The organism is Microbacterium sp. OR16 (genome assembly GCF_047306725.1).
Classification (GTDB): domain Bacteria; phylum Actinomycetota; class Actinomycetes; order Actinomycetales; family Microbacteriaceae; genus Microbacterium.
The window spans coordinates 1,293,861-1,318,897 of record NZ_JAZEXK010000001.1 but is presented as its reverse complement, the minus strand read 5'-3'; the positions used below and the strand labels follow the sequence as shown (position 1 = coordinate 1,318,897).

The window sequence follows — 25,037 nt, the reverse complement described above, 5'->3', positions numbered from 1 at the left end:
GAACAGGAGATCCACATGGACTGGCTCGACAAGCTCATCAAGACGTTCCTCGATTTCGAGGCGATGTGGAAGGTTCTTCCGCAGCTGCTCGGCACGGGACTGGTGAACACCCTGATCATCTCGGTGGCCGCCACTGTGCTCGGCATCGTCATCGGCATGATCCTCGCGGTCATGGGCGTCGCCCGTACCGCGTGGCTGCGCGTTCCCGCGCGCATCTACACAGACATCTTCCGCGGGCTGCCCGCGATTCTGACGATTCTGCTGATCGGGCAGGGCTTCGCCTCGATCAGCCGGCAGATGTTCGGTCCTTCGCCGTACCCGCTCGGCATCCTGGCGCTGAGCCTGATCGCGGGCGCGTACATCGGCGAGATCTTCCGCGCCGGCATCCAGTCCGTCGAGCGGGGTCAGCTCGAGGCCTGCCGCGCACTGGGCATGAGCTACGGGTCGGCCATGCGCCTGGTCGTGGTCCCGCAAGGCATCCGCCGGGTCCTGCCCGCACTGGTGAACCAGTTCATCGCCATCGTGAAGGACTCCTCCCTGGTGTACTTCCTCGGGCTGCTGGTGTCGGAGCGAGAGCTGTTCCGCGTCGGCCAGGATGCCGCGGTGCTGACCGGCAACCTGTCGCCACTGGTGATGGCCGGCATCTTCTACCTCGTGATCACCGTGCCGCTGACCCACCTGGTCAACTACTTCGACAACAGATTCCGCACCGGTCGCCGCAAGCCCACGCCGCCCAAGAGCGGTCTGGAAGAGGTGGCCGAGCAGTCGCTCAGCCCGGTGTACACCCGAGGAGAGAACACATGACCTACACGTCACCCCAGCCCATCACCGAGGGCCGCTTCTTCGAGGGCTCGCGGCTGCAGATCGAGAACCTCCGCATGGCCTACGGCGACATCGACGTCATCAACGACGTCTCGCTCACCGTCGAGCCCGGCACCACGACGTGCATCATCGGGCCGTCGGGGTCCGGCAAGTCGACCCTCGTGCGCGGAGTGAACCGCCTCCACGAGCCCAAGGCCGGGCGAGTTCAGCTCGCAGACGACGACGCCCTCTCTCTCAAGCCCGACGTGCTCCGCCGCCGGGTCGGCCTCGTCTTCCAGCATTTCAACCTGTTCCCCGATCACACCGCGCAGCAGAATGTCGCTCTCGCGCTGCGCAATGTGAAGCGCATGGCGAAGGGTGAGGCTGAGCGCATCGCGCTGGCCAGGCTCACCGAGGTCGGACTGGCCGAGCGCGCCGATCATCGCCCTCGCGATCTGTCCGGGGGACAGCAGCAACGCGTCGCGATCGCGCGTGCCCTCGCCATGGAGCCTGAGGTCATGCTCTTCGACGAGGCGACCAGCGCCCTCGACCCCGAGCTGGTCAAGGGCGTGCTGAACCTCATGGCTGAGCTCGCGCAACGCGGCATGACGATGCTCGTCGTGACGCATGAGATGGGATTCGCGCGCAAGGTCGCCGATCAGGTCGTCTTCATGGATGAGGGCCGGGTCGTCGAGGCGGGCACACCCGAGCAGATCTTCGACGATCCGCAGAGCGATCGCCTGCGCCTCTTCCTCTCGGAGGTGCTGTGATGGCGACGACATCAGCCGAGCCGATCCGCACCGCCGTCATCGGATACGGGGTCTCTGGCCGCGTGTTCCATGCGCCGTTCCTCGACGCGGATCCGGCGTTCTCGCTGGATGTGATCGTGACCGGCGACGCAGGTCGCGCGGCGGACGCCGCGGCGCGGCATCCGGATGCCCGGGTGCTCGCGACGGTCGACGAGATGCTCGAGGCCGCGCATGACCTCGACCTCGTCGTGATCGGAACGCCACCGGCCACGCACGCCCGCATCGCGACGGCCGCGCTCGATGCAGGGCTGGACGTCGTCGTCGACAAGCCGTTCACGGCGACCTCGGATGAGGGCCGGGCGCTCATCGAGCATGCGCAGAGGCTCGGCCGGCGGATCACGGTGTTCCAGAACAGGCGCTGGGATGGCGACTTCCAGACCGTCCGGGCTCTCGTCGAGACCGGCCGTCTCGGTGCCGTGCGTCGTTTCGAGTCGCGGTTCGAGTGGTTCAAGCCCGAGATGCGAGCGAGCTGGAAGGCCGAGGCATCAGCGTCACAGGGCGGCGGCATCCTGTTCGATCTCGGCACGCACCTGATCGACCAGGCCGTGCAGCTGTTCGGCCCGGTCGCGGAGGCGAGGGCCGAGCTGGCGGTGAACCGGCCAGGCGGCCTCGCCGACGACGACGCCTTCGTCGCGCTGCGACACGAGTCGGGCACCATCTCGCACCTGTGGATGAACTCTCTCGCTCCGCAGTTCGGGCCTCGATTCCACGTGCTCGGCTCTCTGAGCGGGTACACGAGCCACGGCCTGGACGGGCAGGAGTCGGCACTGGATGCCGGTGCCTCGCCCGCCGACGAGGACTACGGCGTCACCCCGGCGTCGCGCTGGGGGCTCTTCGGCGTGGAAGGCGACCTGAAGCCGTTGCCGACGCACCGCGGCGACTACGGCGCGTTCTACCGCGCCCTCGCTGACGCACTTCGCGAAGACGCGGATCTCCCGGTCGATCCGAGAGACGCGGTCTCGGTGATCGAGATCATCGAGCGACTGCACGCCGAGACGCCACTGCGTCGCCCCGACCTCTCCGAACAGAACGAAGGATGAAGATGACCGAATCGCAGCCTCTGCACGTCGTCGTGATCGGCGCCGGGATCCTCGGCGCCTCGACCGCGGCCCACCTCGCGCGCTCCGGAACCCGGGTGACACTCGTCACCGCGGGCAAACCGGCCGATGGCGCATCTGGGCGTTCGATCGCATGGCTGAACTCATCGGGCGCACGGTCGACCGAGTACCGCTACCTGCGTCTGATCGGCCTCGACCGCTACCGCACCTGGCGCGAACGGCACCCTGACAGCGCGTCGTACCTGCGCTTCGACGGTGCGCTGAAGTGGGGTGGCGAGGACGAGAGCTTCCGTGGCACCTTCGACTACGAGCGCGCTGGCGGATACGACTCGCTGTGGCTCGACCGGGAGCAGGTCGCGGCGCTCACACCGGATGTGGATCCCGACGCGGTCTCGTCCGAAGGCGCGATCTTCAACCGGGGCGAGGGCTGGGTCAACCTCCCCGATCTCATCACCGCACTTCTTGACGAGGCGAGGGCGGACGGGGCGGAGCTGCTGGAGGACGCCGGGGACGTGCGGGTCGACGTGCGCGACGGTGCAGCCGCCGGCGTCCTCCTCGCCGACGGAACCGCACTCCCGGCCGATCGAGTGGTGCTGGCCACGGGCGGGGACGTGCCTGCTCACCTCGCTGCCCTCGGCGTGACGGTGCCGGACGCCACCCCCGCGGCCTTCGTCGTCGTCACCGAACCGGTCGAGCCCCGGGTGAGAACCGTGCTGAACACCCCGCGGGTGGCCGTGCGCCCCATGCCGGACGGTCGCCTCGTGCTCGACGCGGACTGGGCTGAGAAGTCCATCATCGTCGAGCCCGACGGGTCGCTCACCGTGCCGGATGAGTCGGTGCGCGGGCTGCTCGAGGAGGGATCGCGTGTGCTCGCGGGCCACCCGACGCTGGTGGCAGAGCGGGTGGCATCCGGCCTCAAGCCGATCCCGGGCGACGGCGAGCCCGTGGTCGGGGCGGTGCCGGGGATCGACGGCCTCTACACGCTGTTCACGCACTCGGGCGCCACTCTCGGGCTGATCCTGGGCGAGCTGGTCGCCGAGGAGATCACCACCGGCAAGCCGTCGCCGGTGCTCGATGCCTTCCGGCTGGGCCGATTCGCTGACGGCGTCGAGCTGGACGAGGTGGGGATCGGCGCCTGGTCGCCGGTCACGAGCACCTGATCGGGTGAGACGGGAGGGGCGGATGCCGTTCGGCATCCGCCCCTCCCGCGCCTCGACACATGCCTTCCCCTGCATATCGACCCGCGTAGCGTGGGCACCAGCGATCGGCATCCGCCCTTGGCTTCCACAGCTCAAGGGCATCTGATCGGCAGGAGAGCATCATCAGTTCCACTCACATCGACACCGGCGTCGAGACCAGCGCAGCCACCCTCGGACCGATCCGCCAGACCTACTCCGGCACGGCCGAGTTCCCTCCCATGGCGCACGCTTACAAGCAGGTGTCTCAGGTGGTGCGCGAGACCGGCCTGCTGCAGCGCACCTCGTGGTTCTACATCGCCGTCGCGGCCGGCATTGTGCTCGCCCTCGGGGGAGCGGTCACCGGATTCATCCTGCTCGGCGACAGCTGGTTCCAGCTTCTGATCGCGGCAGCGCTGGGCATCATCTTCACGCAGATCGCCTTCCTCTCGCATGAGGCGGCGCACCGGCAGATCCTGAGCTCAGGGCCGGCGAACTTCACGCTCGCCCGCATCCTCGCGGGCAGCATCGGCATGAGCTACTCGTGGTGGGACTCCAAGCACACCAGGCACCACGGCAACCCGAATCAGGTCGGCAAGGACCCCGACATCGAGGTCGACACGATCTCCTTCCTCGACGAGGACGCCGCGAAGTCGCGGGGCCTGATCCGCCTGATCACCCGCAAGCACGGCTGGCTGTTCTTCCCCCTGCTCACCCTCGAGGGCCTGAACCTGCACTACATCGGGCTGAAGCATCTCTTCACGAAGAAGAAGGTCAAGGGGCGCTGGACCGAGCTCGGCATCATCGCGCTCCGCTTCGCGATTCTCCTCATCCCCGTGTTCCTGATGCTGCCGCTGGGCATCGCGTTCGCGTTCCTGGGCGTGCAGCTGGCCGTGTTCGGCGTCTACATGGGAGCGTCGTTCGCACCCAACCACAAGGGGATGCCGATCATCGACCCGAACGCGCGTCTCGACTTCTTCTCGAAGCAGGTGCGCACCTCGCGCAACATCCGCGGCGGCTGGTGGGCGACGGCGCTCATGGGCGGTCTCAATTACCAGGTCGAGCACCACCTGTTCCCGAACATGCCGCGCCCGCACCTGTCCAAAGCACGCGAGATCGTGCGCGACTACTGTGCCTCGAACAACGTGCCGTACACCGAGACGAGCCTCGGCCGCTCCTACGCGATCGTGATCGAGTACCTGAACCGGGTCGGCCTCGCCGCCGGCGCCGACCCGTTCGACTGCCCGGCTGCCACGAGCTTCCGTCGCGCCTGACCGGCGACCGCGCCTGACCGGCGACCGCGCCTTGCGGCGGCAGCGCCTCGGGAGACCGCGCGTCGCGGCGCTCGCTTCGCGAACGGGCGCGTGACGAAACGGGGGCCGACACTCCAGATGTCGGACGCATCGTGACGAAGCGTCCGACATCTGGCGTGTCGGCCCCCGGAATGTACCGCCCGAGCATGCCGACGGAGCCGCGGCTCAGACCGCCGGGTACGCCGATGCCTTGAGCGCGCGAGCGAGGTGAGCGGCGTTCGCCGCGGCCGTCTTGATCGTCTGGGCGACCTTCTCGGGTGTCTCGGGCAGATCCTTGTAGTCGGTCGACCCCATGGCCTCGCCGTTCCAGTAGATCGAGCCCTGCGCCGGGATCGTGTAGCCCACGTCGCCGAGCGACTGGAACACGATGGCGGCGATGTGGTGTGCGCCGTCCTCATTGCCGACGACGACCGCGAGCGCGACCTTGTCGAACAGGATCGGCCGGCCCTGCTCGTCGGTCTCGCTCAGCTCGGCATCCAGCCGCTCGAGCACGCGCTGCGCGACGCTGGAGTGCTGGCCCATCCAGGTCGGCGTGGCGAACACGAGGATGTCGGCGGCGAGAACCTGCTCGCGCAGCGGGGGCCACTGGTCGCCGTCTCCCATGTCGGTCTGCACGCCGGGCCGGATGTCGTGATCGACGGCGCGGATGCTGTCGCCCGAGACTCCGTGTTCGGCGAGGGCGTCGAGCACCTGTCCGCCGAGCACGTCCGTGCTCGACTCGGCAGGAGAAGGCTTGAGGGTGCAGTTGATGAGAAGAGCGCTGAGCTGTTGATCCATGCGCGGCACGAAACCACGCATCCGCGCGGCGCGGGAGGGCCTTCCGTGCCGGACGGCTATGGGCTAGACGTCTCGCGCCTCGGCGAGGTCGGCCTCAGCGTCCGAACCGTCGTCCTCGCGCCGCGAGCCGGACCCCAGGCGAAGAGTCGCGAGGAGTCCCAGCGCGAGGAACCCGGCCGCGGCGAACGCCGACGCTCGGGTGCCGTCGCTGAACGCCTCGCGGGCGGCGTCGCCGACCGCCGGATCGCGGTCGGCGAGCGCGGGGATCGCACTTCCCGCGCTCACGACGACCGTGTCGACGATCTGCGTCCGGGCGGCGTCCGGCACGGCCGGCATGTCGGCGAGGCGTGTGTCGAGCGCCGCTCCGGTCGCCGTGAACAGCACGGTGCCGAGCACCGCGATGCCGAGCGCCGATCCGATCTGACGCGCCGTGCTCTGCGTACCCGAACCCTGCCCGCTGAGGCGCACCGGGACGTCCTTCAGCACCACCCCGGTGAGCTGGGCGGTCGCGAGGCCCAGACCGACGCCGTAGAGGAAGAGCCAGGGAACCACCTGCAGCCACGACGCCGTGGCGCTGATCGCCCAGCCGAGTCCGGCCGCCCCGATGATCTCTGCGGCGATGCCGACCCGCACGAGGGCGATCGGAGTCACCCTCGAGCCGACGGCGCCGGAGAAGCCGCTCGCCGCGAACGACCCGAGGGCGAGCGCGAGCAGCACGAAGCCGGTCTGCAGGGCGTCGTAGCCCAGCACGTTCTGCAGCCAGAGCGGCAGCGACAGCACGATGCCGAACTCCCCGAGCGAGATGATGAGCGCGGCGATGTTGCCGTTGCGGAACGACGGGATGGCGAACAGCGACAGGGCGAGCAGCGTCGACTGCCCTCGACGCGTGCGGCGGATGCCCCACCAGACGAACAGCGCGGTCGAGATCGCGGCCACGGCGAACGACACCGGCACGGGGGAGAGGTCGAACGGCCAGGTCCAGTCGCCGATCGTCAGCCGGCGGGTGCCGTCGCTGAGCCACCATCCGTACGTGCGGCCCTCGATGAGACCGAACACGAGCCCTGCGCTGGCGATGACCGAGAGCACGGCGCCCAGCACGTCGATGCGCCGGCCGTCGGGAGCATCCCGCGACTCGGAGACGGTGACGAGCACGCCGATCGCGACGATCAGACCGAGCGGGATGTTGATCCCGAACGCCCAGCGCCACGAGAAGTAGGTGGTGAGCCAGCCGCCCAGCAGCGGGCCGAGGGCGACCATGCCGCCGATCGTCGAACCCCACACGGCGAACGCGATGCCGCGTTCGCGCCCGCGGAAGCCCGCGTTGATGAGCGACAGCGTCGTCGGCAGCACCATCGCCCCGCCGACGCCCTGGATCACTCGCGCGCCGATGAGCAGATCGCCCGTGGGTGCCAGGGCGACGAGCACCGACGCGGCCATGAACACGGCGATGCCGACGAGCAGCATGAGGCGGCGGCCGTAACGGTCGGACAGGGTGCCGAAGACGAGCAGCAGCGCGGCGAACACGAGGGTGTAGCTCTCCTGCACCCACTGCACCTGCGTCGAGCTGATCCCGAGGTCGTCGACGATCGACGGGATGGCCACGTTGACGATCGTAGAGTCCACGATGATGAGCGACACGGCGACGCTGATGAAGACGAGACTGAGCCATCTTCTTCTGGCTGATGCGGCATTCACCGAACCAGCGTTTCACAAACTATCTCGCCTGGCAAGTAAATAGCCTGGCGTGCAGCCAACGCGGGGATATGCTGTGCGCATGCATACGCGCAGGAAGAGCGCTGCCGCGCGCGGACCGGCCATGATGGATCCGCGCGTGATCGACCCGGGACAGCAGCTCGTCACGTTCGACGGCATGGGCGACGCCGAGATCGAGCAGGTCGTGCGCGTGCTGATGGCCATGCGCGCGTGGCGCGAATCCGAGCAGCGCATCAGCCGGCGCTCGCGCACCGAGATGGAGCTCAACGAGACCGACATGGAGGCGCTGCGCTTCCTGGTGGCATCGCTGAACAACGGCGTCGTCGTCACCGCCGGCATGCTCGCCGATCATCTGCGCATCTCGACGAGCTCGACCACGAAGATGCTCGATCGGCTCGCCAAGGCCGGCCACATCGCGCGCACACCGCATCCGACCGATCGGCGGGCGGTGATGGTGAGCATCACCCCCGACACGCACCAGCGCGTGCGCGACAGTGTGGGCCGGGTGCACGCCGATCGGTTCACCGCGGTCGCCGAGCTGACCCCTGACGAGCGCGAGGTCGTGGTGCGCTTCCTCGAGCGACTCACGCGCGGCGCCGAGGAGACCTGCTGACGCTCGACGCCGGCGAACAGCCGCCGGTCAGCGCCGGTTGGCCTGGTAGTACGCCAGCAGTGCCTTCGTCGACGGGTCCTGGCTCGCCAGGGCATCCGCATCGCCCTCCAGCGCAGGGGCGATCTGCAGCGCGAGCTGCTTGCCCAGCTCGACGCCCCACTGATCGAAGGAGTTGATGCCCCAGATCACGCCCTGCGTGAAGGTGATGTGCTCGTACAGCGCGATGAGCTGACCGAGCACCGACGGCGTCAGCGACGGCGCGAAGATCGACGTGGTCGGGCGGTTGCCGGGGAAGGTGCGGGCGGCGACGAGCGCGCCGGTCGTGCCCTCCTCCTCGACCTCCTCCGCCGTCTTGCCGAAGGCGAGCGCCTTGGTCTGCGCGAGGAAGTTCGCGAGGAACAGCCCGTGCACATCACGTCCGTCGTCGGCGAGCGGGTAGGCGGGGTTCACGAAGGCGATGAAGTCGGCGGGGATCAGCCGAGTGCCCTGGTGGATCAGCTGGTAGAACGCGTGCTGGCCGTTGGTGCCGGGCTCGCCCCAGAACACCTCGCCGGTGTCGGTCGTGACCGGCGTGCCGTCCCATCGCACGGACTTGCCGTTGGACTCCATGGTCAGCTGTTGCAGATACGCCGGGAAGCGGTTCAGCTGCTGGGCGTAGGGCAGCACCGCGTGCGTCTGCGCGTCGAGGAAGTTCGTGTACCAGACGTTGAGCAGGCCCATCAGCACGGGCACGTTCTGTGCGAGCGGCGTGCTGCGCACGTGCTCGTCGACCGCGTGGAAGCCCGCGAGAAGCTCACGGAACACGGGCGGGCCGAACACGACGGCGAGCGAGAGTCCGATGGCGGAGTCGACCGAGTAGCGACCGCCCACCCAGTCCCAGAATCCGAAGGCGTTCTTCGGGTCGATGCCGAACGCCTCGACCTTGTCGAGTGCGGTCGAGACGGCGACGAAGTGGTGCGCGACGGCGTTCTTGCGGCTCGCGTCGTCGTCTTCCATCACGCCGGATGCCTGCAGGCCCGACCACAGCCAGTCGCGCGCGAGGCGCGCGTTCGTGAGCGTCTCGAGTGTGGTGAACGTCTTCGAGGCGACGATGAACAGCGTCGTCTCGGGGTCGAGATCCGCGGTCTTCTGCGCGATGTCGGTCGGGTCGATGTTCGACACGAAGCGCGCCTCGATCCCGGCATCCGCATACGGTTTGAGCGCCTCGTAGACCATCACCGGGCCCAGGTCGGACCCGCCGATGCCGATGTTCACGACGTGCGTCACCTTCTTGCCGGTGATGCCGAGCCAGTCGCCCGAGCGCACCCGGTCGGCGAACGCCGAGAGTGACGACAGCACCTCCTGCACATCGGCATCAACGTCCTGCCCGTCGACGACCAGCGCCGGCGACGCACCCTCCGGACGACGCAGAGCCGTGTGCAGCACCGCGCGGTCCTCGGTGGTGTTGATGTGCTGACCCTCGAGCATCGCGGCGTAGCGCTCGGCGACGCCGGTCTGCTCGGCCAGGCGCACCAGGGCGCCGACGATCTCATCGGTCACCAGGTTCTTCGACAGATCGACGTGCAGGTCGGCGAGGGGCAGCGACAGGCGCTCGACACGCGTCGCATCGTCGGCGAACCAGCCGCGCAGGTCGGGCGAGAACGAGTCCCGGATGGCCGACAGCTCAGCCCAGGCAGACGTGGAGGTGGGGTCGATCGGTGCGCTCATGAAAGCAACGTTAGCGCCGCGACCGCATCCGGGCGCCGCCGATGACGCTGCGCCCCCGGGCCGGTAGCGTGGTCACGGAACCCAGGAGGAACGATGAAGACGATCCCGTTCGGAACCGGCACCGCCCCGGCGGTGATCGCCGGCATGATGCGCATCCCCGACAAGACGGATGCCGAGGTGCGCGAGCTCTACGACACCGCGCGCTCATCGGGAATCGACTTCTTCGACCACGCCGACATCTACGGCGGCGCCATGCACGTCTGCGAAGACCGCTTCGCCGCGGCCCTGCAGCTCAGCTCAGCAGAGCGGGAGGAGATCGTGCTGCAGACCAAGTGCGGCATCGTGCCGTCGCAGCAGATGTTCGACTTCTCGTACGAGCACATCATGAACCAGGTCGACGGGTCGCTGAAGGCGCTGCGAACCTCCTACATCGATGTGCTGCTGCTGCACCGCCCGGACGCCCTGGTCGAACCCGATGAGGTCGCCCGTGCGTTCGACGAGCTGCAAACCGCAGGGAAGGTGCGTGCGTTCGGCGTCTCGAACCACACGCCGCGCCAGATCGACCTGCTGCGCACCGCGGTCACCCAGCCGCTCGTGGCGAACCAGCTGCAGCTGTCGATCACGCACTCGCCGATCATCGCCCAGGGCCTCGCGGCGAACATGGCGGGGGAGGAGCAGAGCGTCGTGCGCGACGGAGGCGGCATCGTCGAGTACTGCCGTATCAACGGCATCACCGTGCAGGCCTGGTCGCCGTATCAGGCCGGGTTCTTCGACGGCGTCTTCCTCGGCAACCCCGACTACGCCGAGCTCAACGCAGTGATCGACCGGCTCGCGGCGAAGTACGGTGCGACGCCGACAGCGATCGCCACCGCCTGGATCACCCGTCACCCTGCGCACATGCAGGTCGTGCTCGGCACGACCACGCCGCAGCGGGTCGCGGATGCCGCCGCCGGGGCCGACATCGAGCTGACCCGCGCCGAGTGGTACGAGCTGTTCCGCATCGGCGGACACATCGTCCCCTGACGAAGAAGGCCGCCATGCATCCGCTCATCTCCGCCGTCGAGCTGCGCGACCGGCTCGACGCCACTCACGTGCTCGATGTCCGCTGGTCGCTCGGGCGCACCGACGGTCACGAGCAGTACCGGGCCGGGCACATCCCCCGAGCCGTGTTCGTCGATGTCGAGCGCGACCTGACGCGACACGGTGACCCGCACGAGGGGCGCCACCCGCTGCCCGACGACGCGGCGCTCGCCGCGGCCGCCCGCCGCTGGGGAGTGCGGCGGGGCGTGCCCGTCGTCGTCTACGACGACGACCGGATGCTTCCGGCCTCACGCGCCTGGTGGGCGCTGCGGCGCGCGGGGCTCGACGTTCGGGTGCTCGACGGCGGCTGGCGGGCGTGGCTCGCCGCCGGCGGTGAGGCGGAGACCGGCGATGTGTCCCCTCTTGAGGGCGATGTCGAGCTGGGCTCGCCCGGGGATGCGGGCATCATCGACACCCGCTCCGCGGCGACCTGGCCCGATGCGGGGGTGCTGCTCGACGCACGCGCCGCCGAGCGCTATCGCGGCGAGACCGAGCCCATCGACCCCGTCGCAGGCCACATCCCCGGGGCGAAGAGCCTGCCGATATCGACCGTGCTCACCGAGGACGGCAGGTTCCGGCCCGCAGCCGACATCGCTGCCGCGTTCGAGGCCGTCGGCGCCGAGGAGGGCACGCCGATCGCCGCCTACTGCGGATCGGGTATCACGGCCGCGCAGCTCGCTCTCGCGGGCAGTCTCGTCGGCCGCGAGGTGAGCGTGTATCCCGGCTCGTGGAGTGCATGGTCGAACACCCCGGGCCGCCCGGTCGCCACTGGCGCGGAGTGACGGCGCCCGAGCTCGCCGGTCGTCTACTCTGAGACCATGCCGTTCCTGTTCACCCTGATCACCATCGCGCTGATGGTGTTCGCGCTCGTCGACATCATCCGTCGCGACGACAGCCAGGTGCGGTTCATGCCGAAGTTCGTCTGGCTGCTGCTGGTCGTGCTGCTGCCGCTGCTGGGGAGTGTGCTCTGGTTCGCGCTGGGGCGCGAGTACCCCGAGGGCGGCATCCGGCTCGGGCGGCCCGCGCGCCGTGATGCGGCGCCTGCGGCCCCGGTCGCCACGGCGCCACCTGCCGACATGCGCTCCACCGAGCAGCAGATCGCAGACCTCGATCGGGAGATCGAGGAATGGCGGCTGCGGCAGGAGATCGAGAAGCGCAAGAAGGATCGCGGCGACAGCGTCAGCGAGGACTGACCCAGGCGCTGCCGCCCGTGCAGGGCTGATTCGATTGCGTCGTTCCTCATGCAAAGGAAGTGTGCAAAGAACTCGTGCATTGCACGCGTCGGTGTGAAGCTGGTCGCATGAGCGACGATCACCTGCGCGGCGTCCGCCTCGACGAGCAGCAGATCCGCGTGCTCGCCCACCCGCTGCGAGCCCGCATCCCCGGTCTGCTGCGCATGCACGGCCCGGCGACGGCGACGGACCTCGCCCGGCTGCTCGACACGAATTCCGGGGCGACGAGCTACCACCTGCGGCAGCTGGCCGCCGTGGGGCTCGTGCGCGACACGGGGGAGGGCGTGGGGCGCCGTCGAGAGTGGCAGGCCACGAGCGATTTCCACTCCTGGGCTCCGTCCGACTTCGACGACCGACCGGATGCCGCAGCGGCGGCGAACTGGCTGCAGCGCGCGTATCTGCGCGACTTCGTAGAGCGCGCCGAGCGATGGGAGGAGGATGCCGCGGGATGGTCGCCCGAGTGGCGCGATCACCTCGGCCTCAGCGACACCGTCGTCGAGGTGACTCCGCCGCAGGCCGATGCGATGCTGACCGAGCTGGCCGAGGTGTTCGACCGCTACCGCGCCGCCGGCGCCGGCGATCCCGACGCGGTGCGTCTGCACGTCACCACGCACGCCGCGCCCCTCGGCCGCGCGGCGCCGCGCGCTCCGAGCGACGGGGCGGCGCGGACGTGAGCGGGTTGACCCGCAGGCAAGCCGAGCGGCGGTACGTGCTGCTGACCGCCCTGCGCTGGCTGCCCGCTGGCATCACCTTCGGGATGATCGTGCTGCTGCCGCTCGAGAGAGGGCTCGGCCTCGCCGAGATCGGCGTGCTGATGTCGCTGCAGGGCTTCGTCGTGCTCGGACTCGAACTGCCGACCGGCGGCCTGGCCGACGCGATAGGGCGCCGCCCGCTGCTGCTCGCCGCCGCGGCTCTCGCGGTCGCATCGACGTGGGTCTTCCTGATGTCCGAGACGTTCGCCGTCTTCGCGATCGCTCTCGTGCTGCAGGGCGTGTTCCGTGCTCTGGATTCCGGCCCGCTCGAGGCCTGGTTCGTCGACGCGGCGCTCGCCGACGATCCGCACGCCGAGCTCGACGCGCCCCTCGGTCGCGCAGCGGCCGCGCTCGGCACGACGATCGCCCTGGGCGCGGCCCTCGGCGGGGCGCTCGTCGCCTGGCATCCCGTGCCGGGACAGTCGGCCCTCGTGCTGCCCTACATCGTCTCGACGGCCGTCTACGCGATCTTCGGCGTGCTCGTCGGGATCCTCGTGCGCGAACCGCATCGCGAACGCGTCTCGCTCGTCTTCGCCGTACGCGAGACGCCGCTGGCCATGCGCGGCGGGCTGCGGCTGCTGCGCGGCTCGGGCGTGCTGCGTGGCCTGGTGCTCGTCGAGGTGTTCTGGAGCATGGCGATGATCGGGTTCGAGTCGCTGGCGCCGGTGCGGCTCACCGAGCAGCTGGGCTCCGAGAGCGCCGCGGCCGCGGTCTTCGGGCCGGCATCGGCAGTGGCCTGGGGCCTGTTCGCGATCGGCTCGTCATCGGTCGCCCTCGTGCGCCGCCGGCTGGGACCGGCGGGCGCGGCCATGGTGATGCGCATCCTCAACGGAGCCGTCGTCGTGCTGATGGGCATCGCCGTCGGGCCGGTGGGCCTGCTCATCGGATACGGCTTCGCCTACCTCACGCACGGCGCGGCGGGGCCCCTGCACAACGCGCTGCTGCACAGGCAGAGCGGTGCCGACACGCGCGCGATGGTGCTCTCTATCAACTCGATGATCGCGGGAGGCGCGTACAGCCTGGGACTGCTCGTTCTCATGCCGCTCGCTCAGACGACGAGCACGCTCATCGCGGTGGTCGTCGCGGGCGCGTTCAGCATGCTCGGCGCGATCGGGTACCTGCCGGCTCTGCGCGAGCAGCGCCGCGCCTCCGGCTGAAGGGCCCGGGCGGACAGGCCGGATCCGCCTGTGTCGTCATGCGGTGAGTGATGCGCGCAGAGCCTCGTCGAGGTCCGGATGCCGGAACCGATACCTCGCTGGTCATCCCCGCTCAGATCCGCGCCCGGGGGTCGTCGGCTCGCCGATTCATCAGCTCTCCCGCAGACGGACCAGACGCTCGTGGCCGCTCTCCTCGAGTGCGGCCACGTCATCCCGCGAGCGCAGGAAGTCGTTGAACGACCGGTAGCCGAGCGCCTTCTCGCTGAACGAGGGGTCCATTCTGCGCATCTGCGTCTTCACCGCGGACGCGTGCAGCCATTCGTCGGCGTCGGCCTTGTCATGCCCGAGCCGCAGTGCTCGTACGAGCAGCGCGGTCGCCTCGGCCTGGTCGTCCTGCTTGGGCCCCGCGGTGCGCGTGCGGCGCGTCTTGGCGGTGCTCTTCGGTTCGGCCTTGCCCTTCGCGGTCGTCGCGGCCGCGGCCTCGGCAGCCGGGCGCACGACGCCGGGAAGCGAGTCGTACGACTCGAACTCGTCGCATGCGGCGGCGAGCGACTTCGCCGTCGATCCCGCCACTCCCACGCCGATCACGTATCGGCCCAGGCGCTTGCAGCGCTGCGCCAGCGGCACGTAGTCGCTGTCTCCGGCGACGATCACCACGTGCGTGAGGTCGGGCAGGCGGAACATGTCTTCGACGGCGTCGACCGCCAGTCGGATGTCGGCGCCGTTCTTCGCGTAGGCCGCAGCGGGAAACAGCTGCACGAGGTCGACCGCGCGGGCGACCAGCTGCGAACGGTACTCGGCATTCACCGGAGACGACCAGTCGGCGTACGCCCTGGTGAGCACGAGGGTGCCGAAAGACGAGGCGTAGTCGATGATCGCGCCGACTTCGATCGTCGCCTGCTTGAGGCGCTCGGCGACCTCGGCGTCGTTCGGGTCGTCGGTGATGCGCTGGCGGTCCTTGCCGTAGGCGTTGCGGCCGTGAACCCGGTCGTACCAGGAGATGACGATGTTGTCGAAGTCGAGGTAGACCGCCACGCGGCCGGTGGTCTCTGCCATGTCAGCTCTCGCTCGGGTAGACGACGCCGATCTGGCGGCGGATCTCGTCGAGAGTGCCCATGATGGCCACCGACTCGGCGACGGGGAGGGCGAGCACGGAGCCGGCCGGATCACCGTGGGCGACGGCGCCCTCGGCGGCGAACGCCTGGTACTGCATGCCTCGGCCGTCGACCCGCGACTCGTACGTCTCGATCACCGTTCCGTCGGCAGCGATCACGCGGAACGAGGTGGGCGTGTACCAGACCCGGTCGATCTCGATCCGCGCGTCGGTGCCCAGCACGACGGCCGTGTTGGGCCCCACCGTGCGCGCGGAGGAGAGCGAGGTCGATATCGCGCCGCCCGCGTGGGTCATGATCGTCGCGACCTCGGCATCCGCCCCCGTCTCGCCCAGGCGGGCCCTCGCAGTGATGTCGGTGGGAGCACCCAGTACGTCCCAGATGAACGAGATCGGATAGATCCCGAGGTCGAGCAGCGCCCCGCCGCCGAGCGAGAGGGCGTTGATGCGGTGCTCGGGGGTCGTGGGCAGGCTCTGCGTGTGGTCGACCGACACCGAGCGGATCTCGCCGAGGGTCCCCTCGGCGACGATCTCGCGCAGCCGCACCATGTGCGGCAGGTACCTGGTCCACATCGCCTCCATCGCGAGCAGGCCCTTCTCGGCAGCGAGCTTCTGCAGGTCTTCCGCCTCGGCCCGGTTGAGAGTGAACGCCTTCTCGACGAGCACGTGCTTGCCGTTCTGGAGCGCGAGCCGGGCGTCTTCATGGTGCATCGGGTGCGGGGTGGCGACGTAGATGATGTCGACCTCGGGGTCTTCGGCGAGGTCGACGTACGATCCGTGTGCGCGCGGGATCTCGAAGCGCGCGGCGAACTCATCGGCTGACTCCTGCGTGCGCGAGCCCACCGCCACCACGTCGAGTCCTGAGGTTCTCAGGTCGGATGCGAAGGCGGTCGCGATGCCGCCGGTGGCGAGGATGCCCCATCGAAGTCCGGTCATGGCTTCAGCGTATCGGGGCGTCCGACATCGACGACCAGGAGATGCTCAGCTCAGCGGGCGCCGACCAGGGCGTCCTTCCGCAGGGGCGCGAGCACGCGGTCGAGGTCGGCGATGAGGTCGGCCGGGTCCTCCAGCCCGGCCGAGACCCGCACGGTGTTCAGCGAGATCCCCGCTGCGGCGCGCTGCTCGGCGGTGAGGTGCGAGTGGGTCATCGATGCCGGGTGCGCGACCATGCTGCGGGCATCACCGATGTTGGCGACGAGCCGGAACACCCGAAGCTCGTCGACGACGGCGGCGACACGCTCGAACGCCCCGTCGTCCTCGGCTCCGACGATGTCGAACGAGAACACCGAGGGGGCGCCGTTCGGAAGATAGCGCACGGCGGCGTCGCGCCAGGGATTGTCGTCGAGCGAAGGATGGTGCACGCGCGCGACTGCCGGATGCCCGGCCAGATGCTCGGCCACGAGACGCGCCGTGGTCGATTGGCGCGACACCCGCAGATCGAGCGTCTCGATTCCCTGCAGGATCTGCCACGCGTTGAACGGAGACAGCGACGGGCCGAGATCGTGCACGTACTTCGACTTCACCAGTGCGGCGAAGGCCTGCCCCCTCCCGAACCGCTCCCACAGCACGAGATCCCCGAATCGCGTGTAGGGCGCGGTGAACTGCGGCCACCGCGCGGGCTCGGCACCGAAATCGAAGCTGCCCTGATCGACCACCACGCCGCCCAGCGAGCTGCCGTGACCGGAGAGGAACTTCGTGGCGGAGTGCACGACGAAGTCCGCGCCGTGCTCGCCAGGGCGCACCAGGTACGGGGTGCCGACGGTGTTGTCGATGACGAGGGGCACGCCCGCCGCGTGCGCGACGTCGGCGACCGCATGGATGTCGAGCACCTGGGCGATGGGGTTCGCGACCGATTCCGCGAACAGCAGCCGTGTGCGCGGCGTGATGGCGTCGCGCCACGCGGCGATGTCGTCCTGGTCGACGAAGGTGACCGAGATGCCGAAGTCGTCGAGCGTCTCCTGCAGCAGGTCGATGGTGCCGCCGTAGAGCTGGTCGGCGGCGACGACGTGACCTCCGCGGTGCACGAGTGCGAGGACCGTGACAGCGACGGCGGCCTGACCGGAGGCGACGGCCACCGCGCTCACCCCGCCCTCGAGCAGTGCGACGCGCTCTTCGAGGATCTGCTGGGTGGGGTTCGCGTTCCGGCCGTAGATGATGCCCGGCCGCCGCAGCGCGAACAGGTCTGCCGCCTCTGCGAGCGATGCGAACTCGTACGCCGCGGTCTGGTGTATCGGCGGCACGGCGCTGATAACGCCGGTGGGCTGGTACCCGGCCTGCACCTGGGCGGTCGCGAAGCCCTGCCGAATCGCGCTACACGGGGAAGTCATGTGCTCATGATGCTCTGGTGCAGCGCATCGACGCCCCTCGTATGTCGTACTGTTGCGCGCGCAGGCACGCCCGCGCCGCGACAGTCGCGGTCAGGGGACGAGGATGATCTTGCCGTTCGCCGCGTGCCGCTCGATCAGCTCATGCGCCCTCGCCGCATCGGCGAGGGGGAGCTCGGGCCCGAGCTCGACCTGGAAATCGCCCGCCTCGATGAGGTTGATCGTCAGCGGGATGGCCTCCTGTCGCCACCCCTGCTCCTCCTCGGTGAGCGGGACGGGACTGCCGCCCGAGAAGGCGCGGATGCCGAAGTCGGCCGCATCCGGACCGCGGACGATCGTCGCGATGCGCTCGCGGTCCTCGACCAGCGCGAGGGAGGTCTGGATCGCCTCGTCGGTGCCGGCGCAGTCGAGCGCGACCGTGACACCCTCGGGAGCGAGATCGCGCACCCGCTCGGTGAGCCCGTCGCCGTACGCGACCGGCTCCGCGCCGAGAGAGCGCAGCTGATCGAAGCGCTCGGGGCTGGCCGTGGCGATCACCCGCGCACCCCAGATCACCGCGAACTGCACGGCGGCCTGGCCGACCGCGCCCGATCCCGCGTGCACGAGCAGCGTGTCGCCCTTCGCCACGCCGAGCGAGCGCAGGCACTGGTAAGCGGTGCCGACCGGGATGCCCAGGCTCGCGCCCTCCGCCATCGTGACGCCGTCGGAGAGGCGGAACAGCTTCGACACCGGCACGGCGAGTGCGCTCGCGTAGGTGCCGAGCACGTTGTCGATGACGACCCGGTCTCCGATCGCGAATCCGGTGACGCCCTCGCCGAGACTCGCCACCACCCCTGCGCCGTCGAAGCCCACGCGACGCGGCTCGACGATGGGCGCGGAGGGGCGCGCGCCGCGGCGCAGCTTGGCATCCAGCGGGTTCACCCCGGCGGCCTCGATGCGCACCACGACCTCGCCGGGGCCGGCGACCGGATCCGGGATCTCGGTCAGCCGCAGGACGTCAGGGGTGCCGATCTCGGTATAGACGATTGCGTGAGCCATGCGGCCCACGCTACCTGGACTCGTCAGGAGACGCTCGAGCCTGCGAGAGCCTTCATAATGCGCTGGGGCGAGACCGGCTGCGCGGTGCCCAGGCGCTGCGCGAAGACGCTGATCCGGTACTCCTCGAGCAGCCAGCGCACCTCGACGAGGTGCGTCGGGGCGTCGGGGGCGAGCGGGATGGCGCCGCCCGCGTCGTCGAATGCCTTCGCGACGCGCTCATACTCGGTCATGCGCGTGCGATCCCTGCCCGGCTCGTTCGCGAGGGTCTTCAACCGCTCGAGCATCCCGTCGAGGTAGCGGGGGAGGTGCGCGAGCCGATCGACGCCGGTGGCGGAGATGAAGCCGGGGTGGATCAGCGCGCTGAGCTGCGAACGTATGTCGTTCAGCGGCCCGAGCAGTGCGAGCGAGTTCTGCGACTTGATGCCGCGTTCGACGTCGCGGCTCTTCGTCAGGATCTTGGCCACCAACGAGACGCACGCGAACAGACGGTCGACGAGCTGCCCGTTCACCTCGTCGCGCACGCGCCGGAACTCCGCCTCGGTGCGGATCACCCCGCCCGGCACGCGCTCATCGATGAGGCCGCGCACGACCGCCGTGCGGGCATCTTCGATGAGGTTCGCGACATTCGGGTACGGCGAGGCCGCGAGCGCGAGCTTCTCGGGCGCCGTCAGGTGGTTCTGCACGTACGACGCGGGGGAGGGCACGTTCAGCAGCACGAGGCGCAGCACGCCGTCGCGGGTCGCCGCGGCCGCGGCATCCGCCGTCGCCTCGACCCGGATCGAGACTGACTTGCCGCGGTCGACGATCGCCGGATACCCGCGCACGGTGCCGCCGGCGACCTTCGTGTCGAGCAGCTCGGGCAGATCGCCGAAGGCCCAGTCGGTCAGGTCGTCGCGCTCGATCGGGCCGCGGGCGGATGCCTCGGCTACGCGCTCCGCGCTCCGACGGGACGGGCGCGGCTGCTCGGTGCGGCTGAGCGAGCGGGTCACACTCTGTCGCGACCGGTCGGACAGCCGCTGCTGCAGGGCGGTGAGGTGACGGTCGGATCCGACGACGCGGCCCCTCTCATCGACGGCCCTGAAGTTCATCAGCAGGTGCCCGGGCACGCGGGCATCGTCGAAGTCTGCGGCGGAGACCGGCTGATTGGCGAGCGGCTGGATGAGCCTCGCCAACGACTCCTTGAGCGATCGCTCCGGCACCCCGGAGTGATGCTCAGGCCCACCGCCGCTCACCTGCTCGCCGAACTTCTCGGCCCAGTCGGCAGCGGGCACGACGTGCCGGCGGATCGCCTTCGGCAGGGCGCGCAGCAGTGCCGTGATCAGCTCGGCACGCAGCCCGGGCACCTGCCAGTCGAAACCCGTGTCACGGATCTGCTGCAGCAGGGCGAGCGGCACGACGACGCTCACGCCGTCGTCGTCGGCGCCGGGCTCGAAGCGGTACGCGAGGCCGAGCACCTGGTCGTCCTGCTGCCAGCGGCTGGGGAACTCGCTCTGATCGGATCTGCTGTCGTCGTCGACGAGGTCGCTCTCGCGCATGACGAGCAGCTTCGGCGAGGTCTGCAGCGCGTCGCGCCACCACGTCTCGAACGAGCGCACGTCGAAGACCTCGCGGGGGATGCGCTCGTCGTAGAACGCGAACACGGCTTCGTCGCCCGCGAGGATGTCGCGGCGGCGCTCGCGCTCTTCGAGCTTCTGGAGGCGGCGACGCAGCTCGGCGTTCGCGCGCCAGAACGCGCTCACCCGCTTGTCGAGGCGCGACGGATCCCACTCGCCCTCGACGAGCGCATGCCGCAGGAACAGCTCGCGCGCGCCGGCGCGGTCGATGCGCGCGAACTGCACCCGCCGCTTCGGGATGATCTCGACGCCGAAGAGGGTCACCTTCTCGTAGGCGACAGCGGCGCCGGCATCCTTCGACCAGTGCGGCTCGGTGACCTGTCGCTTGGCGAGGTCTCCCGCGAGAGCCTCGGCCCACGCCGGGTCGATCGCCGCCACCGTGCGGGCGAAGGTGCGCGAGGTCTCCACGACCTCGGCGGCCATCACCGCCTGCGGAGCCTTCTTGCGCAGACCGGATCCGGGGAAGATCGAGAATCGGATGCCGCGGGCGCCGCGGTACTCCGCGATGCGGCGGCCCTTCTTCTCGGAACCGGTCGTCGAGCGAGCGGAGCGAGGCGAAACGGCGGCGGTGCGCTCGTCGAGGATGCCGATCTGCGAGAGCAGGCCGGCGAGGATCGCGCGGTGCACGGCATCCGGGTCCGACGCGACCTCGGTCCCTGCGGCCTGTCCTGAGCGTGTCGAAGAGCCCTTCGGCGTCTTCGCAAGCGATCGCAGCTGCCGGTGCACGTCGAACCACTCCCGCACGCGCACGTAGTTCAAGTGCTCGCTGCGGCACATCCGCCGGAACGCGCTGGAGCCGAGCTCCTTCTGCTGCTCACGCAGGTGGTTCCACAGGTTCAGCAGCGTGAGGAAGTCGCTGGTCGGATCGACGAAACGCGCGTGCATGCGTTCGGCCTCGTCGCGCACGGACTGCGGCGCGTCGGCGCTGGGACGCTCGCGCACATCTTGGATCGAGAGCCCGGCGACGATCGCCATGACATCGGCCAGCACGCCCCCGTCGGACGACGATGCGGCGACGAGCATCCGCGCGAACCGCGGATCCATGGGCATCCGCGAGATCTCACGCCCGATCCGCGTCAGCCTCGGCTGCTGACCTCTGACGGCATCGACTGCGCCGATCTCGGTGAGCAGATCGACGGCCGCTTTCACCCCGCGAGAGTCGGGAGGTGTGAGAAAGGGGAACTCGCTGATGTCTCCGAAGCCCAGAGACAGCATCTGCAGCACCACGGACGCGAGCGAGGTGCGCAGGATCTCCGGCTCGGTGAACTCGGGTCGCCGGTCGAAGTCGTCCTCGCCGTAGAGGCGGATGGCGATGCCGTCGCTGGTTCGGCCTGCGCGTCCGGAGCGCTGATTCGCGGATGCCTGAGACACCGCCTCGATGGGCAGGCGCTGCACCTTCGACCGCGCGCTGTAGCGCGAGATGCGGGCGGTGCCGGTGTCGATCACGTACTTGATGCCGGGAACGGTGAGGCTCGTCTCGGCCACGTTCGTGGCGAGCACGACGCGGCGGCGGACACCTGCGACCTTCGACGGCTCGAACACTCGGTGCTGCTCGGCGGCCGACAGTCGACCGTACAGCGGCAGCACCTCGACCGGGGAGGTCGCCGATCGGTACGCACCGCGCACGGCGTCGGCCGCATCGCGGATCTCGGCCTCGCCGGGGAGGAAGACGAGCACGTCGCCCGGCGCCTCGCGCTCGAGCTCGCGCAGGGCGGCGACGATCGCGGTCACCTCGTCCTCGGGCTCCGCGCCGGCGCGGTCAGAGCTCCCGAGACCCTTCGGCGAACCGCCCCGGTCGGGCCGTTTCGCGCTCGGTCCGCCGGATTCCTCGGCAGCCGGCGCGTCGTCCACGAGCGGCCGGTAGCGGATCTCGACCGGATAGGTGCGCCCGGACACCTCGATGATGGGCGCCGGCACCGCCTCGCCGTCAGGGTCTGCGGCAGGGGAGGCGAAGTGCGCCGCGAAGCTCTCGGGATCGATGGTGGCCGAGGTGATGATGACCTTCAGGTCGGGGCGCTCGGGCAGGATCCGCCGCAGATAGCCGAGCAGGAAGTCCACGTTGAGCGAGCGCTCGTGCGCCTCGTCGATGATGATCGTGTCGTAGCGGGTGAGCAGCCGGTCGCGGTGGATCTCATTCAGCAGGATGCCGTCGGTCATCAGTGCGATGCGGGTGGCATCCGACACCTGGTCGGTGAAGCGCACCTTGTAGCCGACCAGGCCGCCGAGCTCGACCCGAAGCTCTTCGGCCACGCGCTCGGCGATGGTGCGCGCGGCCAGTCGACGCGGCTGCGTGTGCGCGATGCGCTCGCGACCGAGCTCGAGGCAGATCTTCGGCAGCTGGGTGGTCTTGCCCGATCCGGTGGCGCCCGCGACGATCACCACCTGGTGGTCGCGGATCGCCGCGGCGATCTCATCGCGCGCGGCGCTGACCGGCAGCTCGGGCGGGTAGGAGATCACGGGCGAAGACATAGCCCTCCATCGTATCGCCGCGGGTGCACGCGCGTCGCGCGCGCGTGCATAGACTCAGCGGGTGACGACGATCCAGGGCGACATCGCCCCGCCGCGCCCGGTCTCGACGCTGCGCGCCTGGTGCACCGGCTTCGGGCGACCTCCGCGTCTGATGGGGCTCGACGTCGCGCGTGCGGTGGCTGTGCTGGGCATGATGGCTGCTCATCTGCTCACCACGCCCGAGCTGTCGCTCCTGGATCCGTCGACGTGGGGTGATCTCGTGCACGGCCGCTCGGCGATCCTCTTCGCCGTGCTGGCGGGCATATCGGTCGCGCTGATGACCGGACGCACCCGTCTGCCCGACGTGTCGGAGCTGCCCGCGATCAGACTCGCCCTCGTCGTCCGCGGCGCGGTGATCTTCGCCATAGGACTCGCGCTCGAACTGCTCGGCACGCCCATCGCGGTCATCCTCACCTTCTACGGAGCGCTCTACATCATCGCCGCCGCGTTCGTGCGCTGGCGCGTCTCGCGCCTGCTCGTGGCAGCCGTCGTGCTCGCGATCGCGGGGCCGCCCCTGCTCGCTCTGCTGCAGGCCCTGACCTTCCACTCCGACGGTCCCGGCGCGGCGCTCGTGCTGTTCGGCACCTATCCGCTGACCGTCTGGCTGGCGCTGCTGCTGGTGGGGATGGCGATCGGGCGCACACGACTCGACCGCACCGCTGATCGCCTGCGGCTGCTCGCGATCGGGGTGCTGCTCGCGGTCGTGGGATACGGCGTCGGCGCCCTGGGTGGTGTCGCCGGTACGGCCGCCGGATCGACATATCCGGATTCGGCGTCGTCGCTGAGCGACGACTCGGTGTGGCTCAGCGCGAGCGGGAGCGACACCGGCTCCGAGCCGCTGCTGGGCGTCGCCCCTGACGAGATCGACTTCGCGGGCACGGTCTGCGACGACTACGGCGACGCCTACATCAGCTGCTATCCGCTCGATGCCGGCCTGCAGAACGCTGAGCCGGACGCCCAGGTCGACACCTCCGGGTGGGAGTCGTACTTCGCCGAACTCGCCGATCAGGATCCGCTGGGCAGCGCGCTGCTCGCGCTGATCGCCGTAGAACCGCACTCCGGGGGCACGGCTGAGATCATCGGATCGGGCGGATTCGCTGTCGCCGTGATCGCCCTGTGCCTTCTGCTCAGCACACCGCTGCGCTGGGTGCTGCTGCCGCTCGCCGCGCTCGGATCGATGCCGCTCTCGGCCTACAGCGCGCACGTGCTGTCGTACGCGCTGATCGCCGGACCCGGCGTCTTCCTCGATTCGTTCGATGTCTGGCTGTGGTCGGCGGTGGTGCTGCTCATCGCCTCGACCCTGTGGTCGATCCTGCGCGGCCGCGGACCCCTCGAGACGCTCCTGTCGCGCCTCTCGGCGACCGTCTCGCGTCCGTCGGTCCCGCCCTCGCCCCGCTGAGCGGCCCTACGCTGGGACGATGACGATCCCCACTCTCGAACTGAACGACGGAAACAGCATTCCCCAGCTCGGCTACGGTGTCTTCCTCGTGCCTGCCGACGACGCCGAGCGTGCGGTCACCGAGGCGCTCGAGGCCGGTTACCGGCACATCGACACGGCGGCGATCTACAAGAACGAGGAGGGCGTCGGCGCAGCCATCGCCAAGAGCGGCATCCCGCGCGACGAGCTCTTCATCACGACGAAGCTGTGGAACGACCGCCACGACGGCGACGAGCCGGACCGGGCGATCGACGAGAGCCTCGAGAAGCTCGGACTCGACGCGGTGGACCTGTACCTCGTGCACTGGCCGACGCCCGCCAACGACAACTACGTCCACGCGTGGGAGAAGATGATCGGCATCCGCGAGCGCGGCCTCGCCCGTTCGATCGGCGTCTCGAATCATCTCGTGCCGCACCTCGAGCGCCTCGTCGCCGAGACGGGCGTCACCCCGGCGGTCGATCAGATCGAGCTGCACCCGGCGTACCAGCAGCGCGAGATCACCGGCTGGGCCGCCGAGCACGGCGTGCGCATCGAGTCGTGGGGTCCGCTGGGGCAGGGCAAGTACGACCTGTTCGGCACCCCTGCCGTCGCGGACGCGGCGTCGGCGACCGGCCGCACCCCGGCTCAGGTCGTGCTGCGCTGGCACCTGCAGAAGGGCTTCATCGTGTTCCCGAAGTCGGTGCGGCCCGAGCGGATGCGCGAGAACCTCGACGTGTTCGACTTCGAGCTCGACGACGCGCAGATGACCGTGATCGACGGGCTCGACCCGCTCGACGGCTCAGGCCGGGTCGGCACCCACCCGAACGACCTGAACTGAC

The 25,037-nt window shown here is 69.7% G+C and carries 21 protein-coding genes; 13 read left to right on the top strand and 8 right to left on the bottom strand.

The genetic code is table 11. The features are described 5' to 3' along the window. Positions 1-15 precede the first annotated feature (15 nt). The 5 genes from V2S05_RS06370 (at position 16) to V2S05_RS06350 (ending at position 5,117) form a co-directional block, all read left to right on the top strand. Positions 16-804 carry an amino acid ABC transporter permease gene (locus tag V2S05_RS06370; protein WP_271637113.1) on the top strand — a complete coding sequence of 263 codons (789 nt, stop codon included), beginning with the start codon at positions 16-18 and terminating at the stop codon, positions 802-804. Next, positions 801-1,571 carry an amino acid ABC transporter ATP-binding protein gene (locus V2S05_RS06365; RefSeq protein ID WP_413634456.1) on the top strand — a complete coding sequence of 257 codons (771 nt, stop codon included), beginning with the start codon at positions 801-803 and terminating at the stop codon, positions 1,569-1,571. The genes V2S05_RS06370 and V2S05_RS06365 overlap by 4 nt, the downstream gene beginning before the upstream one ends. Continuing rightward, positions 1,571-2,650 (top strand): Gfo/Idh/MocA family oxidoreductase, encoded by a 1,080-nt coding sequence (locus V2S05_RS06360; protein WP_413634455.1) that lies wholly within the window; start codon positions 1,571-1,573, stop codon positions 2,648-2,650. The genes V2S05_RS06365 and V2S05_RS06360 overlap by 1 nt, the downstream gene beginning before the upstream one ends. Before the next feature lie 2 nt (positions 2,651-2,652). Beyond that, the gene (locus V2S05_RS06355) at positions 2,653-3,828 is read left to right on the top strand and encodes an NAD(P)/FAD-dependent oxidoreductase (RefSeq protein WP_413634454.1); all 1,176 of its coding nucleotides are present in this window, start codon (positions 2,653-2,655) and stop codon (positions 3,826-3,828) included. A 257-nt stretch (positions 3,829-4,085) separates the two neighbouring features. Beyond that, complete coding sequence (locus V2S05_RS06350) at positions 4,086-5,117, top strand: fatty acid desaturase family protein (RefSeq protein WP_413634453.1); 1,032 nt, start codon at positions 4,086-4,088, stop codon at positions 5,115-5,117. 204 nt (positions 5,118-5,321) lie between these two features. Here the strand turns inward: V2S05_RS06350 and V2S05_RS06345 are convergent, their stop codons facing one another. Both V2S05_RS06345 and V2S05_RS06340 read right to left on the bottom strand, forming a co-directional pair. Further along, positions 5,322-5,933: a flavodoxin family protein gene (locus V2S05_RS06345; RefSeq protein WP_413634452.1), complete on the bottom strand. Its 612-nt coding sequence runs from the start codon at positions 5,931-5,933 to the stop codon at positions 5,322-5,324. Positions 5,934-5,996: 63 nt separating this feature from the next. Continuing rightward, positions 5,997-7,628, bottom strand: coding sequence for an MFS transporter (locus tag V2S05_RS06340; RefSeq protein WP_413634451.1), 1,632 nt, complete (start codon positions 7,626-7,628; stop codon positions 5,997-5,999). A gap of 79 nt (positions 7,629-7,707) precedes the next feature. Here V2S05_RS06340 and V2S05_RS06335 point away from each other — a divergent pair, with 79 nt between their 5' ends. After that, a complete protein-coding gene (locus tag V2S05_RS06335; RefSeq protein ID WP_413634450.1) occupies positions 7,708-8,259 on the top strand; it encodes a MarR family winged helix-turn-helix transcriptional regulator in 552 nt (183 codons plus the stop codon). Positions 8,260-8,286: 27 nt separating this feature from the next. On the opposite strand, the gene pgi is transcribed toward V2S05_RS06335, so the two are convergent. Further along, positions 8,287-9,966, bottom strand: coding sequence for a glucose-6-phosphate isomerase (gene pgi / locus V2S05_RS06330; RefSeq protein ID WP_413634449.1), 1,680 nt, complete (start codon positions 9,964-9,966; stop codon positions 8,287-8,289). A gap of 93 nt (positions 9,967-10,059) precedes the next feature. Between pgi and V2S05_RS06325 the strand changes: the two genes are divergently transcribed. The 5 genes from V2S05_RS06325 (at position 10,060) to V2S05_RS06305 (ending at position 14,187) form a co-directional block, all read left to right on the top strand. Continuing rightward, positions 10,060-10,989, top strand: coding sequence for an aldo/keto reductase (locus V2S05_RS06325; RefSeq protein WP_413634448.1), 930 nt, complete (start codon positions 10,060-10,062; stop codon positions 10,987-10,989). Positions 10,990-11,003: 14 nt separating this feature from the next. Then, entirely contained in the window at positions 11,004-11,828 is an 825-nt protein-coding gene (locus V2S05_RS06320) for a sulfurtransferase (protein ID WP_413634447.1), read from the top strand. A 36-nt stretch (positions 11,829-11,864) separates the two neighbouring features. Beyond that, positions 11,865-12,239, top strand: a complete 375-nt coding sequence (locus V2S05_RS06315) for a PLDc N-terminal domain-containing protein (RefSeq protein WP_271637122.1) — start codon at positions 11,865-11,867, stop codon at positions 12,237-12,239. A gap of 107 nt (positions 12,240-12,346) precedes the next feature. Continuing rightward, positions 12,347-12,952 (top strand): winged helix-turn-helix domain-containing protein, encoded by a 606-nt coding sequence (locus tag V2S05_RS06310; RefSeq protein ID WP_413634446.1) that lies wholly within the window; start codon positions 12,347-12,349, stop codon positions 12,950-12,952. 5 nt (positions 12,953-12,957) lie between these two features. Continuing rightward, positions 12,958-14,187, top strand: coding sequence for an MFS transporter (locus V2S05_RS06305; RefSeq protein ID WP_413634445.1), 1,230 nt, complete (start codon positions 12,958-12,960; stop codon positions 14,185-14,187). Positions 14,188-14,337: 150 nt separating this feature from the next. On the opposite strand, the gene V2S05_RS06300 is transcribed toward V2S05_RS06305, so the two are convergent. The 5 genes from V2S05_RS06300 to hrpA all read right to left on the bottom strand — a co-directional run bounded on the left by V2S05_RS06300 (position 14,338) and on the right by hrpA (position 22,742). After that, positions 14,338-15,243: an NYN domain-containing protein gene (locus tag V2S05_RS06300; RefSeq protein WP_413634444.1), complete on the bottom strand. Its 906-nt coding sequence runs from the start codon at positions 15,241-15,243 to the stop codon at positions 14,338-14,340. A gap of 1 nt (position 15,244) precedes the next feature. Beyond that, positions 15,245-16,234 (bottom strand): Gfo/Idh/MocA family protein, encoded by a 990-nt coding sequence (locus V2S05_RS06295; protein ID WP_413634443.1) that lies wholly within the window; start codon positions 16,232-16,234, stop codon positions 15,245-15,247. Between the two features lie 50 nt (positions 16,235-16,284). Next, positions 16,285-17,625 carry an O-acetylhomoserine aminocarboxypropyltransferase/cysteine synthase family protein gene (locus tag V2S05_RS06290; protein WP_413634442.1) on the bottom strand — a complete coding sequence of 447 codons (1,341 nt, stop codon included), beginning with the start codon at positions 17,623-17,625 and terminating at the stop codon, positions 16,285-16,287. Between the two features lie 90 nt (positions 17,626-17,715). Further along, positions 17,716-18,660 carry a quinone oxidoreductase family protein gene (locus V2S05_RS06285; RefSeq protein ID WP_413634441.1) on the bottom strand — a complete coding sequence of 315 codons (945 nt, stop codon included), beginning with the start codon at positions 18,658-18,660 and terminating at the stop codon, positions 17,716-17,718. Positions 18,661-18,683: 23 nt separating this feature from the next. Beyond that, positions 18,684-22,742, bottom strand: a complete 4,059-nt coding sequence (hrpA, locus tag V2S05_RS06280) for an ATP-dependent RNA helicase HrpA (RefSeq protein ID WP_413634440.1) — start codon at positions 22,740-22,742, stop codon at positions 18,684-18,686. A gap of 61 nt (positions 22,743-22,803) precedes the next feature. Here hrpA and V2S05_RS06275 point away from each other — a divergent pair, with 61 nt between their 5' ends. Both V2S05_RS06275 and V2S05_RS06270 read left to right on the top strand, forming a co-directional pair. Beyond that, complete coding sequence (locus V2S05_RS06275; RefSeq protein WP_413634439.1) at positions 22,804-24,180, top strand: heparan-alpha-glucosaminide N-acetyltransferase domain-containing protein; 1,377 nt, start codon at positions 22,804-22,806, stop codon at positions 24,178-24,180. Positions 24,181-24,199: 19 nt separating this feature from the next. Then, positions 24,200-25,036: an aldo/keto reductase gene (locus tag V2S05_RS06270; RefSeq protein ID WP_413634438.1), complete on the top strand. Its 837-nt coding sequence runs from the start codon at positions 24,200-24,202 to the stop codon at positions 25,034-25,036. The last annotated feature ends 1 nt before the right edge of the window (position 25,037 follow it).